12 protein-coding genes are annotated in these 14122 nt (G+C 62.4%); 8 read left to right on the top strand and 4 right to left on the bottom strand.

Annotated features, from left to right (window positions below):
• Positions 1-4 precede the first annotated feature (4 nt).
• Positions 5-1234 (top strand): ABC transporter substrate-binding protein, encoded by a 1230-nt coding sequence (locus VGO12_RS22510; RefSeq protein WP_327514962.1) that lies wholly within the window; start codon positions 5-7, stop codon positions 1232-1234.
• Between the two features lie 94 nt (positions 1235-1328).
• On the top strand, positions 1329-2462 hold the full coding sequence (locus VGO12_RS22505) for a sn-glycerol-3-phosphate ABC transporter ATP-binding protein UgpC (RefSeq protein ID WP_327514961.1): 1134 nt from the start codon (positions 1329-1331) through the stop codon (positions 2460-2462).
• Between the two features lie 108 nt (positions 2463-2570).
• On the opposite strand, the gene VGO12_RS22500 is transcribed toward VGO12_RS22505, so the two are convergent.
• Complete coding sequence (locus VGO12_RS22500; protein WP_327514960.1) at positions 2571-4043, bottom strand: M81 family metallopeptidase; 1473 nt, start codon at positions 4041-4043, stop codon at positions 2571-2573.
• A 30-nt stretch (positions 4044-4073) separates the two neighbouring features.
• Entirely contained in the window at positions 4074-4565 is a 492-nt protein-coding gene (locus VGO12_RS22495; protein ID WP_327514995.1) for a hypothetical protein, read from the bottom strand.
• A 113-nt stretch (positions 4566-4678) separates the two neighbouring features.
• On the opposite strand from VGO12_RS22495, the gene VGO12_RS22490 reads away from it, so the two are divergent.
• From VGO12_RS22490 to VGO12_RS22465, 6 genes are all read left to right on the top strand, one after another.
• Positions 4679-5068 carry a RidA family protein gene (locus VGO12_RS22490; protein WP_327494451.1) on the top strand — a complete coding sequence of 130 codons (390 nt, stop codon included), beginning with the start codon at positions 4679-4681 and terminating at the stop codon, positions 5066-5068.
• Between the two features lie 24 nt (positions 5069-5092).
• Positions 5093-5956 carry a MurR/RpiR family transcriptional regulator gene (locus VGO12_RS22485; RefSeq protein WP_327514959.1) on the top strand — a complete coding sequence of 288 codons (864 nt, stop codon included), beginning with the start codon at positions 5093-5095 and terminating at the stop codon, positions 5954-5956.
• A 21-nt stretch (positions 5957-5977) separates the two neighbouring features.
• Positions 5978-6754 carry an SDR family oxidoreductase gene (locus tag VGO12_RS22480; protein ID WP_327514958.1) on the top strand — a complete coding sequence of 259 codons (777 nt, stop codon included), beginning with the start codon at positions 5978-5980 and terminating at the stop codon, positions 6752-6754.
• A 22-nt stretch (positions 6755-6776) separates the two neighbouring features.
• Complete coding sequence (locus tag VGO12_RS22475) at positions 6777-8696, top strand: beta-N-acetylhexosaminidase (protein WP_327514957.1); 1920 nt, start codon at positions 6777-6779, stop codon at positions 8694-8696.
• 11 nt (positions 8697-8707) lie between these two features.
• Positions 8708-10150, top strand: a complete 1443-nt coding sequence (locus VGO12_RS22470) for a M81 family metallopeptidase (protein WP_327514956.1) — start codon at positions 8708-8710, stop codon at positions 10148-10150.
• A gap of 84 nt (positions 10151-10234) precedes the next feature.
• Entirely contained in the window at positions 10235-11461 is a 1227-nt protein-coding gene (locus tag VGO12_RS22465; RefSeq protein ID WP_327514955.1) for an MFS transporter, read from the top strand.
• A gap of 98 nt (positions 11462-11559) precedes the next feature.
• Here VGO12_RS22465 and VGO12_RS22460 read toward each other — a convergent pair whose 3' ends face one another.
• Both VGO12_RS22460 and hutU read right to left on the bottom strand, forming a co-directional pair.
• Positions 11560-12198: a hypothetical protein gene (locus VGO12_RS22460; RefSeq protein WP_327514954.1), complete on the bottom strand. Its 639-nt coding sequence runs from the start codon at positions 12196-12198 to the stop codon at positions 11560-11562.
• A 250-nt stretch (positions 12199-12448) separates the two neighbouring features.
• Complete coding sequence (gene hutU, locus VGO12_RS22455; protein WP_327514994.1) at positions 12449-14122, bottom strand: urocanate hydratase; 1674 nt, start codon at positions 14120-14122, stop codon at positions 12449-12451.

Below are 14122 nucleotides of genomic sequence, written 5' to 3'. Positions count from 1 at the left end.
AGACGTGTCTATCCAATTCAAGACGGGGGTGCTTGCCCTTGCCCTGCTCGGCTCGACCGCGCTCGGCGCCGTGACCGCCAAGGCGGCCGACCAGGAGATCAGCTGGATCTACTGCGGCGACACCATGGATGCTGTGCACGAGAAGTACATCAAGCAGTGGGAAGAGAAGAACCCGGGCTGGAAGGTAACCCCTGAAGTCGTCGGCTGGGCCCAGTGCCAGGACAAGGCAACGACGCTTGCCGCCGCCGGTACGCCGGTCGCCATGGCCTATGTCGGTTCGCGCACGCTGAAGGAATTCGCCCAGAACGACCTGATCGTCCCGGTGCCGATGACCGACGACGAAAAGAAGACCTACTATCCGAACATCGTCGACACGGTAACCTTCGACAACAACCAGTGGGGCGTTCCGATCGCGTTCTCGACCAAGGCGCTTTACTGGAACAAGGACCTGTTCAAGCAGGCCGGCCTCGATCCCGAGACGCCGCCGAAGACCTGGGCCGAAGAAATCGAGTTTGCCAAGACGATCAAGGAAAAGACCGGGATTGCCGGTTATGGTCTTCCGGCCAAGACCTTCGACAACACGATGCACCAGTTCATGCACTGGGTTTACACCAACAACGGCAAGGTCATCGACGGCGACAAGATCGTCATCGACAGCCCGCAGGTGCTGGCAGCGCTCCAGGCCTACAAGGACATCACGCCATTTTCGGTCGAAGGCGCCACCGCCTACGAGCAGAACGAGATCCGCGCCATCTTCCTGGATGGCAAGGTCGGCATGATCCAGGCTGGCTCGGGTGCTGCAACGCGTCTGAAGGAAACCAAGGTCAACTGGGGTGTCGCGCCGCTGCCGCTCGGCCCGGAAGCCAAGGGCGAGGGCACGCTGCTCATCACCGACAGCCTGGCGATCTTCAAGGGGTCGGGCGTCGAGGAGAAGGCAATCGAGTTCGCCAAGTTCATCACTTCGCCCGGTCCGCAGGGTGAGTATGAACTGCAGGGCGGCGCCGGCCTGACGCCGCTGCGTCCGTCGCCGATGGTCGACGAGTTCGTCAAGAAGGATCCTTACTGGAAGCCGTTCATCGACGGCATCACCTATGGTGGTCCCGAGCCGCTCTTTACCGACTACAAGGGCTTCCAGAACGTCATCATCGAGATGGTCCAGTCGGTCGTGACCGGCAAGGCCGAACCGGCCGACGCCTTGAAGAAGGCGGCTTCCAGCCTCGAAGAGTACAAGTAAGGCCACCGGGGCCGCGGATCCCCTTGGGGTTCGCGGCCCTCGCTTCCTTCTGCTATAAATGAGCCGCTTCTCGCCGGTGGCCGGAGACAGTTTCTTGGGACAGCTCAATCTCAACAAGGTTCAGAAATTCTACGGGACGTTCGAGGTGCTGAAAGGCATCGATCTCGAAGTCAGGAACGGTGAGTTCGTCGTTTTCGTCGGACCCTCCGGTTGCGGCAAGTCGACCTTGCTCAGGATGATCGCAGGTCTCGATGAGACCAGCTCGGGGGACATCCTGATCGAGAACAAGCGCGTCAACGACCTGCCGCCGGTCAAGCGCGGGATCGCCATGGTCTTCCAGTCCTATGCGCTCTATCCGCATATGTCCGTCTTCGAGAACATCGCCTTTCCGCTTCGCGTGGAAAAGATGGCCGAGGAGAAATTGAAGGCAAAGGTGGAGCATGCCGCACGCATCCTGCACCTGGACCAACGCCTGCAGCAGAAGCCGGGAATGTTGTCCGGTGGTCAGCGTCAGCGCGTGGCGATTGGGCGAGCGATCGTGCGCGAGCCGAAGATCTTCCTCTTCGACGAGCCGCTGTCGAACCTTGACGCAGCACTTCGGGCGGACATGCGCATCGAACTGGCGAAGCTGCATCGGCAATTGAAGGCAACGATGATCTACGTCACCCACGACCAGGTCGAGGCGATGACGATGGCGGACCGGATCGTCGTTCTCAATGCCGGTGAAATCGCGCAGACCGGCGCGCCGCTGGAGCTCTACCACAAACCTGCCAACACCTTCGTAGCCGGCTTTATCGGCAATCCGAAGATGAACCTTCTGCCGGTCACCTGCAAGGGCGTCAGCGATGCCGGCGTCGAGGTCGACTACAAGGGCCAGACGACGATCGTCCCGGTGACGCCACAGAGTGGCCTCGTCGGACGGACGCTGACGCTCGGAGTGCGGCCGGAACACATCGTGCTCGGCACAGGCGATCTTTCCCTCAAGGTCACGCCAACGGTGATCGAACGTCTCGGCGCTCACACGGTCGCCTATGCGGCGGTCGGTGGCGAGGGCGAGAACTTCTGCGCCATGTTGCCCGGCACTGCGGCCATTCGGCCGGAAGAGACGGTTCAGGCCGGTATCAAGGTTGCCGACTGCCACCTCTTCGACGAATCCGGCATCGCGCTGGAACGGCGGGTCGAGCTGACCGACATCGACATGGGTGTGCTCGATCCGGCTGCGGCCTGAGCGTTACGCCTGCCAAACGAAAACGGGCCGCTGGCTGTAGCAAGCCAGCGGCCCTTCTTTTTTAGCGCAGATCGTGCGTCTGCCGGCCGGCAACACTCCAGGAGCGGCTCAGGCCACGCCTTTCGCCTCGTGCGGATTGTCGACCTTCGGCCAGATGTTCTTCGGCGCCCGCTTGTAGGCGGTTTTCGCGGGGTTGTTCGGATAGGGCGTGCCCGCCGAGCAATAGAGGATTTCCGAGGCGATCTTCGAGAACGAGGCGTAGAAGTGATTGGTCGACTTGATGACCAGGATCTTCTTTTCCGTCGGGTCGATGCCCATGACAGAAAACAGGCTCGGGTCGAAGCTCTGCGCGCGCGTTGAATTCAGAATGATGTCGATGCCGTTGTAGCGGATGTGCGCTGCGTCGCCGAACGGGGCAAAACTCTCGCCGAAGCGCATTTCCGCGTCGCGCACCAGCTTCACGACCTTCACCGTTCCGTCGACCGGATTGCCGGTTCCCGGCGCCGATTTCGCGCCGAAGCGCAAGGGGATCTCGGCGCCTTCGCCGGCCGCCATGCAGATCTGCACCGCCATCGGGTCCCAGATGGTGCCGACGGCGACGTCGGTTGCGCCACGCGCCAGAAGCTCTTCGAGAAGGACCGTCGCATCCCCCGCCGTGCCGCCGCCCGGATTGTCCCAGACGTCGGCGATCACGACAGGGCCTTTCGACGCGGAAAGCGCCTCGGAAACGGCCTGCTTCTCGTCGATCTGCGGCATGATGAAGGTGCCGCGGTTGGAAAAGAGTTCGAGGCCAAGCTCGCGTGCCAGGGCTTGCCCCTTCTCCGGCTTGCCGTTGGTGACGGCGAGGAGCTTGGTTCCCATTTCCGGTACGTCGCCGGCCATGAAGCCGTGGACGACCGAAAGCGAAAGCACGTCCGCGTCTTCCTTTTCGATCCGCATCAGCTTGTCGACGAAGGAACGCATCGGATCGCGCGAGGTCGGATAGACGTCGATCATCCGACAGTCGAAGATCGACATGACAGGTGTCACCCGGCCCTCGAGCGTATCGACCGCGATCCGCCAGAGGTCCTCGGCGCGATCGACAAAGTCGGTGTGCGGAAACTCCTTGAAATAGACGAAGAAATTCGATGCCGCAGCGCGTTTGGCTGTCAGGTGGCTGTGCGGATCGAGTTCGGCGCAGACGAGGATGTCAGGTCCGACGATCTCGCGCACGCGCACGAGCAGATCGCCCTCCGGGTCTTCGTACCCGTCGGCGACCATCGCGCCATGCAGGCCAAGAACAACGGCGTCGACGGGCATGGCGGCGCGCAGCTGGCCGAGGATCTCGTCGCGCAGGCTCTCATAGGTCTGGCGGTTGACGAGGCCGGCCGGATCGGCCCAGGTCGCGGTTCCCTCGATCAGGTCCCAGCCTTTCTCGGCGCAGACCTGCCGGCCGACTGTAATCGGCGCCGTGCAGAGCGTCGGCGTTTCCGGATGCTCGCCCGGCGGCGCATAGAGCGAGGCTTCAAAAGCCCGGCGGTCGATGCAGATCGGAGAGAAGGTATTGGTCTCGGTCGCAAGCGCTGCTGTGAAGATCCGCAATGCCGTTTGCCTTTTTATGTCGCGTCGCGCTTAAGCCGGGCCCATCGGGTTCGGCAGGTAACCGGTGAAGCCGGCGATCTTCCAGCGTCCTTCATGCAGCCGGCAATAATAGACCGTCTGCCATTTCAGGATGTCGACGCTGCCGTCGGTCTTCTTCAGGCTGCCGTCGAACTTCTTGCGCGCCAGTGCCTGGTCACCGTTGACTTCGATGTCTTCGAGCGTCGTCGTCGTGAAAATCGCGTTGCGCGGATCTTCGGCGAAGCTTTCCTTTGCGAAGTCGGTTGCCTGGCGCAGCCATTCGTCGCGATAGGCGGCAAGCGACGGGAAGGTCAGCCGCCAGTTGTCCGGATTGGTTTCGCGGCGGCCGTCGATGCCGATGAAGCCGTCCTCGACGAAATCTGCTGACACCATCGACCAGTCCGCTGCCAGAAAGGCGGTGATGTCGCGCGAGACGAGCATCTCCCAGATCGAATGACGTGCGACGTCGGAGGAGGGGAATGGATTGAGGAAAGGATCCCGCATATTCTCGCCCTGGATTGAAATTCTTTTCATGAACGGTGTTTTTCGCTGGTCAAATTCCGCTTTCTATGGTCATTTGTCAACGATCGAAGAAAATAATTTGCACGAAGGCGGACATGACCATCAAGAGATACGGTACTGTGCAAGTCGGTGCCGGCGGCAAGCCATTGCCTTTTGCGCGCGCGGTCGAAGCGGACGGCTGGCTCTATGTTTCCGGTCAGGTCGCGATGGAAAATGGCGAGATCATCGAGGGCGGGATCATCCCCCAGACCCACAAGACGATCGCCAATGTTCTGGCCATTCTGACGGAAGCCGGCTACGGTCCTGAGCATGTGGTTCGTTGCGGCGTCTGGCTCGACGATCCCCGGGATTTCTGGACATTCAACAAGATCTACCAGGAGTATTTCGGTGCGCATCCGCCGGCGCGGGCCTGTGTCCAGTCGTCGATGATGGTTGATTGCAAGGTCGAGATCGACTGCGTCGCCTACAAGCCGAAGGAAGGCTGATCCGAAACAGGGCTTGAGCGGGCGATGGATATCTTCGCGACACTGCAGGAAGAAAAAGGGCGGCTCTCCCAGTCGGAAAACCGCATTGCCGATATTCTCCTCAATGATTTCGAGTTCGCGGTAAACGCGTCCATCATCGAACTGGCAGGCAAGGCCGACGTTTCGCCGCCGACCGTCACCCGCTTCTGTCGCCGCCTCGGGTGTGACAGTTTCTCCGATTTCAAGGTGCAGCTTGCCCGCACCGCCTATATCGGCATGCGCTACCTGAAGCCGGAACCGAAAAGCCGCGAGACCGGCGATGTCGCCCAGGACATCATCACCAAGTCGCAAAATGCGCTCTTCCTCCTCCATCGTTCGCTCGATCTCGCCGCGATCGAAGAGGCGGTCGAACGCATCGCCGCAGCGGAAATGATCTACGCCTTTGGTTCCGGCGGCAATTCGTCGATGGTTGCCGGCGAACTTCAAAACCGGCTCTTCCGTTACGGCCTGCGCATTACCTCGAGTTCCGACCACAGCATGCAGCTGATGATGACGGCGGCGGCCCGGCCGACGGACGTGCTGATCGGCTCCTCTTTTTCCGGCCGCAATGCCGAACTCGTGCGCGCCTTTACGCTCGCGCGCGAACTGAAGGTGCCGACCATCGCGCTGACGCAGAGCGGCAGTCCGGTGGCGGCGGTCGCCAGCATCACGGTTCCGGTGGACCTGCCCGAGGGTAACAACATCTACCGTCCCACCTCCACCCGCATCGCCTATCTGGCGCTGCTCGACATCCTCTCCAGTCTCGTCGCCTATCGGGTGCAACCGCTGGCGACGACCACACTTCGGCGCATCAAGCAGCAACTGGTCACGCACCGCGACGGTGACGATCGCCAGCTGCTCGGAGACTGACGTGCCGCGAAAGGTCAGCGCATGACGCAATACCTCGCGATCGTAACCGGTGCAGCCGGCGATATCGGCCGCGCCATCGCGCGCAAGCTTGCCGACGACCACGACGTGATCCTGCTCGTCGACATCGACGCAGAGGCAGCGACACGTGCTGCGCGCGCGCTTGGTGATGAAAATCGCTTCGTGGCAGCGGCCTGCGATGTCACGGATGTTGCAAGTGTCGCGGCGATGGCAGCAAAGGCGGCAAGTCTGGGGACGGTGCGCACGCTCGTCAACAATGCGGGCGCTGCCCGCGCCGTCAGCCTGCAGGAAACCACGCCGGACATCTGGCGCATGGACAACGCGCTGAACCTCGAAGCCGCGTTCCTCACCTTTCGCGCCGTCGAGGACATGCTGAAGGAGAGCCGCGGGACGGTGGTCAACATCGCCTCGGTCAATGGCATGAATGTCTTCGGGCACCCGGCCTACAGCGCCGCCAAGGCAGGCCTGCTGCATCTGACCCGCCTGATCGCGGTCGAATATGGCAAGTTCGGCATCCGCTCGAACGCCGTTGCACCCGGCACGGTGCGCACCCAGGCCTGGGAAGCACGGGCTCAGGCGAACCCCGATGTGTTCGACGAAGCGAAGCGCTGGTATCCGCTGCAGCGCATCGTCAACCCCGATGATGTCGCCAATGCCGTGCATTTCCTGGCGGGGCCGCTGGCTGCCGCCATCTCGGGCGTCTGCCTGCCGGTCGACTGCGGGCTTACCGCAGGGCAAGCGGAGCTGGCGCGCACATTCTCGCAATCAAGCGATTACTGACATCTGCATTCGGAGGAAGAGCATGCACCCGGTTTCCTATCGTCTCGAGGCGTCCTGGCAGCCGGACGGCGGGCCGTTCGGCCGGTTCACCTTCACGCTCTTCAACTTTTCGGGCGAGCCGCTTTCCGGCTTCAGGATCGTCTATACCTCGCTGACAAGGGTCATCGATCCGAACGCCTGCGAGAATGCTGTCTTCCTGCGCCGCAACGCCAATTTTCACGAATTCGCGCCGCCCGAGGGGCTGACGATCGAACACGGCGAGAGCTGGACCTTTACCGTCAGTGGCCTGCACCGCAATGCGCGCCATTGCACCGACGGTGCAAAATCCGCCTATTTGACGCTCGCCGACGGTCGACATGTTCCGGTTGCGGTTTCCGATCTGTTGCTCGAAAACGCGGTCAGCGAGCCGCCGCCGGTACTGTTGCCGGAAGGAAGGCTTGATCAACCCTATGCGCTGCAGCCTTGGCCGGCGGGACTCGATCTTCGGGCGGGCGACGGGTTTCCCGTGGTGCTCTACCCGGCCGCCGGCAGCGGTAGCGATGATGTCGCTGCCGTCGATACGGTGCTCGCGATGTATCACCGCTTGTTCCCTGCAGGCCACGCACCTTTCAGTCTCGCCGTCTCAAAGCAGGGGCGGGCAATTGTCTTTGCCGCCGACGCCGACCTGCAAGCGGAAGCCTATCGGCTGGCGTTTTCCGAAACCGAGATCAAGCTCAGCCATGGCGGCAGCGCCGGGCGGCAGTATGGATTGACGAGCCTGGCGCAACTGCTGGATGGCGCGCGCAATCATCCCGGAAAATTCCGCTTTCCGGCTGGCGGGACGATCTCGGACGCTCCGCGTTACAGCTGGCGCGGTTGCCATCTCGACGTCTCGCGTCAGTTCTACCCGACATCGGATGTGTCGCGGCTCATCGATATCCTCGCCTGGTTCAAGCTCAACGTCTTCCATTGGCACTTGACCGATGACGAGGCCTGGCGGCTGGAGATCAAGGCGTTTCCGGAGCTGACGACGCTCGGTGTGCTGCGAGGCCCTGACGAACCGCTGCTGCCGCAGCTTGGCAACGGCGCGGAGCCCGTCGGCGGGTTCTACAGCCAGGAGGACGTCAAGGCGATCGTCGCCCAGGCGTTGGCGCTTCATGTCGATGTCGTCCCGGAGATCGACATCCCCGGCCACAGCACAGCGACGCTTGTCGCGTTGCCCGATCTTGCCGATGGCCAGGAGGCGCCCGAAAGCTACCATTCGGTCCAGGGCTATCCGAACAATGCCTTGAACCCCGCGGTCGCCTTCACCTACGAGTTTCTCGAAAAGCTCTTCGACGAGATGGTCGAGCTTTTCCCGAGCGAATACATCCACATCGGCGGTGACGAGGTCGCGAACGGTTCGTGGCTCGCATCGCCGCTTGCCAAGCAACTGATGGAGCGCGAGGGCATTTCCGGGACCTTCGCCCTGCAGTCCTATTTCCTTCGGCGCGTGAAAGCGATGCTGACGGCACGCGACCGCAAGCTTGCGGGCTGGAACGAGGTGGCACATGGCGGCGGCGTCGCGGCCGAAGATACGCTGCTGATGGCCTGGGAGCGGCCGGAGGTCGGGATCGAACTGGCGCGCGAAGGCTACGACGTGGTGATGACGCCCGGTCAGGCCTACTATCTCGACATGGCGCAGGCGGACGCCTGGCAGGAACCGGGCGCGAGCTGGGCCGGGACGGCGACGCCGGCGCACACCTATGGCTATGAGGCCGAGGGCGAATTTCCGGACGCGTTGAAAGCGCGTCTCAAGGGCGTGCAGGCCTGCATCTGGTCTGAACATTACCTGTCGCGTGGCTACTTCAACCGACTGGTCTTTCCACGGCTTCCGGCAATCGCCGAAGCGGCCTGGACGCCGAAGGCGGGCAAGGACTGGCTGCGCTTCGCCGCCATCGCCCCGCTCAGCCCCAATCTCTAAGAGGAAAGCCCATGCGCATTGCCGTTGGTGGTATCCACACCGAATGCAGCACCTATTCGCCAGTCCTGATGACTGAGGAGGATTTTCGGGTGCTGCGCGGGCAGACGCTGCTGGAGGCCGAATACTTCAGCTTCATGAAGGCCGAGGGTGTCGAGCACCTTCCGCTGCTGCACGCGCGCGCGGTTCCAGGCGGCCCGGTGTCGCGGGCGACCTATGACGCGTTCAAGGCAGAGTTCCTGGCATTGCTGCGCGAAGCGCTGCCGATCGATGGGCTCTATCTCGCCATGCATGGCGCGATCAAGGTCGACGGCATGGACGACGCAGAAGGCGACTGGATCTCGGCCGCCCGCGCCGTCGTCGGCCCTGACTGCCCGATTGCCGCCAGCTACGACCTGCACGGCAATGTCAGCCAGAGGATCATCGACCAGCTCGACATCTTCGCCGCCTACCGCACCGCACCGCACATCGACACGCCGGAAACCATGACCCGTGCCTGGTCGACGCTCGTCTCGGCCTTGCGCGAGGGAACCCGTCCGGGCATCGCCTGGGCGCCGGTTCCTGTCCTTCTGCCTGGCGAGTGCACGTCGACCGAGGACGAGCCGGCAAAATCGCTTTACGCGCAACTGCCCGAGCTCGACAAGCGGCCGGGCATTCTCGATGCCAATCTGATGGTGGGGTATGTCTGGGCCGACGAGCCGCGGGCGACAGCCTGCGCGGTGGTGACCGCCACCGACAAGGCGGCAGCCGTTCAGGCGGCGGAAGAGATCGCCGCCGGCTACTGGACGGAACGCCGCAATTTCCGGTTCGGCCCCGTGACCGGGCCGCTCAGCGAGATGCTCGACATTGCCGAACGGGCGACAACGACGCCGATCATCCTGGCAGACTCGGGTGACAATCCGACTGGCGGCGGCGTCGGCGACCGGGCCGACGTATTGAAGGCGCTGCTTGCCCGCGGGTGGCGCGGCGCCCTGATCGCCGGGATCACCGACGCGCCGGCGGTCGAAGCCTGTTTTGCGGCCGGTCTCGGCGAGACGCTGATGCTGAAGATCGGCGGCAGCCTCGATCCGGCAAGCCAGAGCGCAGAGATGCTGGTCGACGTCGTGACGCTCGACGATCCGGGGCCAGCGCGGGAGCGGCAGGCGGTGGTGCGCGTCGGCGCCATTGATATCGTCATTGCCGCACGGCGCAGGCCCTATCACAATATCGAGGATTTTCGCCGCCTCGCTCTTGACCCGCAGGCGGTGCGGCTGCTCGTCGTCAAGTCGGGCTATCTCTCACCCGATCTCGCCCCGATCGCCAATCCGAACCTGATGGCGCTGACGGATGGTGTCGTCAACCAGGATATCGCCGGGCTTTCCAGCCTGCGTCGTTCCCGTCCGTCCTTCCCGTTCGATCCGGATTTTGCCTTCGAACCGGAGGCTCGCTTGTCGGCGCGCTGGTCGAGCGACGCCTGAACCTTGGCATACTGATCCTATCCCGCCCGATATCGGGCGGGTCTTTCCTCCCATATTTCTTCCACTTCGTGGATGCCCTTCATCATGACCTCGACCATCCTCAGCGCCATGCGCAACCCCGGTATGCGGATCAGCATGCTGGCAATCTTCCTGTTCGGTTTTGCGGGTGCCGCCACCTCGCCCTACCAGTCCGTCGTCGGCATCAACGAACTGGGCCTGAGCGACGCCGTCTATTCCCTGCTGATCCTGCTTGCTTCGACGGTCAACGTCATCGTCAGCGTCTCGATCGGCATCCTCGCGGACCGAGTCGGCAACTATCGTCTCTTGATGTCGACCGCGATCCTGTTTGGCGTCATCGGCTATGGCATCGTCTATCTGCTGCCCTACCAGGCGAGCTTCGTCGTCAGCGTTCTGGTGTTTCTGCCGATCTACGGCGCGCTCTACACGCTGCTCTTTGCCAATGTGCGCAGCATCGCCCGGCGCATGAGCGGCCACGACGCGGCGTCGCTGACGACGGGTGCGCGCGCCGCGATATCTGTCTCCTGGGTTCTCGTGCCCGGGCTCGTCGGCTTTGCACTGGCGGGTGGCGACAGCATGCTGCCGGCCTACCTGCTCGCCTGCCTCGGTTGCCTCGCCAACCTGCTGATCGTCTATTTTCGCCTGCCCAACGAAAAGGGCGCCGATGCCTCGCTCGGCAAGCGGCTCTCCTACTGGACGTCGTTTCGCGAAATCCTGGCGCCGGGCATTTTCCTGAGGGTGATTGCGGTTGCGACCATCACCTCGACGTTGCACGTCAATGCCGCGGTGCTGCCCTTGATCATGACCGACGAGATCGGCGGCAGCGTCACCGACATCGGCATCATCGTCGGAATCGTCGCCTTCCTCGAAGTGGTCTTCATCTTCGTCTGGGCGCGCATCCAGCTCAGCCTGGTTCCGTTCAAGGCGCTGGCGCTCGGGACGGCCATTTATATCGGCTACATGGTGCTGCTCAGTTTTGCCAATGCCACCTGGCAGATCTATGCGCTCACGCTCATCAGCGCCTTTGGCGCTGCGGCGCTGATCACCATTCCGATCAGCTATCTGCAGGAACTGATCGCCGATCGTCCCGGGCTCGGCAGCTCGCTGATCGCCGTGAACTTGTTCTTAAGCGGCGGTCTGTGCGCCGGCCTTTTTGCGCTCGGCACGCGGATCAGCGACTATTCCGGGACCGCTCTTCTCGGCGGTGTCGGGGGATTTGCTGGACTGGTGCTGCTGCTGGCCCTCGATGGCGACCGAACAGGGAAGACAACGAACCGCGGCCAACTCGGCTAGGGCAATTCCAGCGAAAGTGTGGAACGGTTTTCCGTCCGGAATTGCGTGATATCAAAGAGTTAGATCATTTCGCTGTTTCGTTGAAACAGCGAAATGATCTAGTCCCAGGGCTCATCGACAAAGCTGCAGGTGAATTTCGTTTGGTTGTCCTGAAGACATCTCTTCTTCTGATCGACGAGGATCATGATCCTCGCGATGAATCGTGAGAAATCGGCCTTGCTGGAATTAAAGGTTGCTATCCCGAGAGCGTGTGCCTGGGCCTGAGCCACGCAGGCAGCCAACTCCTGATCGGGAACATCGTTGTTTGCAACGACGACAGCTCTGTCAAAACGCCCTTCCGCGGAATAGCTTACGGCAGAAGCGCAGTTTGCTGCGCCAAGTGCCGCATTATCGTTCAGCAGCCTCTCGTAATAGGGGTCGAAGCCAAAGTCGTCTATTTTGCTGACATCGACCCGGCCATTCTGGACGGCATCTTTTCGAAAGATGACACCGATGGTGTTTCTCCCGAGGCCTGGTTGGGCTCGAACCTCAAGTCCGGCAGTGATGGCGAGCATTTGAATCGTTGAAAAGACGACGTCCCTCTTCTTGGTATCCCCTTGACTCATTCCGACGCCGATAAACTCGGGGAAGGCGGTAAAATGGCGCTCTCCGTTGCGAACAGGCCCGAGAAAACTCGCGTTCTGGGCGACTGAAGACGAAGCGACAAAGACGCTCGTGAGAAGGCCCGCGGTAAACATAAGATTTCTAATGGTTCTTCTCCTGTTTCAGCCTCAACACGCGAATCCTCCTCAGCGCTCGCGCAAGCGGACGAGACCTGCCGCAGAAAGATCGCCACCAATCCGTCTCGATTTTTCTATCATTGCGATCAATAGCTGCAAGGCGTCGAGGTGAGGAAGACGCGGTCCTGGTGCCGGTCTCATCAAAAAGTGATTGGGGCGCCTTTCGGCGCCCCAATCAATAAGTCCGTTCATATCAGTCGAGAGCGTGTCAGTTGCCGAGAATGCCCGGCAGCCGCAGCCCCTTGTCCTTGGCGCAGTCAAGCGCGATGTCGTAGCCGGCATCGGCGTGGCGCATGACGCCGGTCGCCGGGTCGTTCCAGAGAACGCGCTCCAGGCGCTTGGCCGCGTCATCCGTACCGTCCGCGCAGATGACGACGCCCGAATGCTGCGAGAAGCCCATGCCGACGCCGCCACCGTGGTGCAGCGAGACCCAGGTCGCGCCCGACGCCGTGTTGAGCAGGGCGTTGAGGAGCGGCCAGTCGGAAACTGCGTCCGAGCCGTCCTTCATCGCTTCGGTCTCGCGGTTCGGCGAGGCGACCGAGCCGGAGTCCAGATGGTCGCGGCCGATGACGACGGGCGCCTTCAGTTCGCCGTTCCTGACCATCTCGTTGAAGGCGAGGCCGAGGCGGTGGCGATCGCCGAGACCGACCCAGCAGATGCGTGCCGGCAGGCCCTGGAAGGAGATGCGCTCGCGGGCCATGTCCAGCCAGTTGTGCAGGTGGGTGTTGCCGGGGGTCAGTTCCTTGACCTTGGCGTCGGTCTTGTAGATGTCTTCCGGATCGCCTGAAAGAGCCGCCCAGCGGAACGGGCCGATGCCGCGGCAAAACAGAGGACGGATATAGGCCGGCACGAAGCCGGGGAAGGCGAAGGCGTTTTCGAGGCCCTCTTCCTTGGCGACCTGGCGGATGTTGTTGCCGTAATCGAAGGTCGGGATGCCCATGTCCTGGAACGCGATCATCGCTTCGACATGCTCGCGCATCGAGGCGCGGGCTGCCTTTTCGACCGCCTTCGGGTCGCTTTCGCGCTTGGCCTTCCATTCGGCCATCGTCCAGCCCTTCGGCAGGTAACCGTTGACCGGGTCGTGTGCCGAGGTCTGGTCGGTGACCATGTCGGGGCGGATACCGCGGCGGACCATCTCCGGCAGGATCTCGGCGGTGTTGCCGAGAAGACCGACGGACTTGGCTTCACCGTTCTTCGTCCAGCGGGCGATGATTTCCATAGCCTCGTCCAGCGTCTCGGCCTTTTCGTCGAGGTAGCGGGTGCGCAGGCGGAAATCGATCGAGTCCGGGTTGCATTCAACCGCAAGGCACGAGGCGCCCGCCATGACGGCTGCCAGCGGCTGGGCGCCGCCCATGCCGCCGAGGCCGCCGGTCAGCACCCACTTGCCCTTGAGATTGCCGCCATAGTGCTGGCGGCCGGCTTCGACGAAGGTCTCGTAGGTGCCCTGCACGATGCCTTGCGTGCCGATATAGATCCAGGAGCCGGCGGTCATCTGGCCGTACATGGCGAGACCCTTCTTATCCAGCTCGTTGAAATGGTCCCAGTTCGCCCAATGCGGCACAAGGTTGGAGTTGGCGATCAGGACGCGCGGCGCGTCCTTGTGGGTACGGAAGACGCCGACCGGCTTGCCCGACTGCACCATCAGCGTTTCGTCGTCATTGAGGTCCTTGAGCGTCTCGACGATCTTGTCGAAATCGGCCCATGTGCGCGCCGCCCGACCGATGCCGCCGTAGACGACCAGCTCATGCGGGTTTTCCGCAACGTTCGGATCCAGATTGTTCATCAGCATGCGCAGCGGCGCTTCGGTCAGCCAGCTCTTGGCGTTGAGCGTCGTGCCCTGGGGGGCGCGCACGTCGCGAATATTGTGGCGCGGATTGTTGAT

Origin of the sequence: Ensifer sp. (assembly GCF_035999135.1) — a bacterium.
Classification (GTDB): Bacteria; Pseudomonadota; Alphaproteobacteria; order Rhizobiales; family Rhizobiaceae; genus Ensifer.
This window is presented reverse-complemented; position numbering and strand designations above follow the sequence as displayed.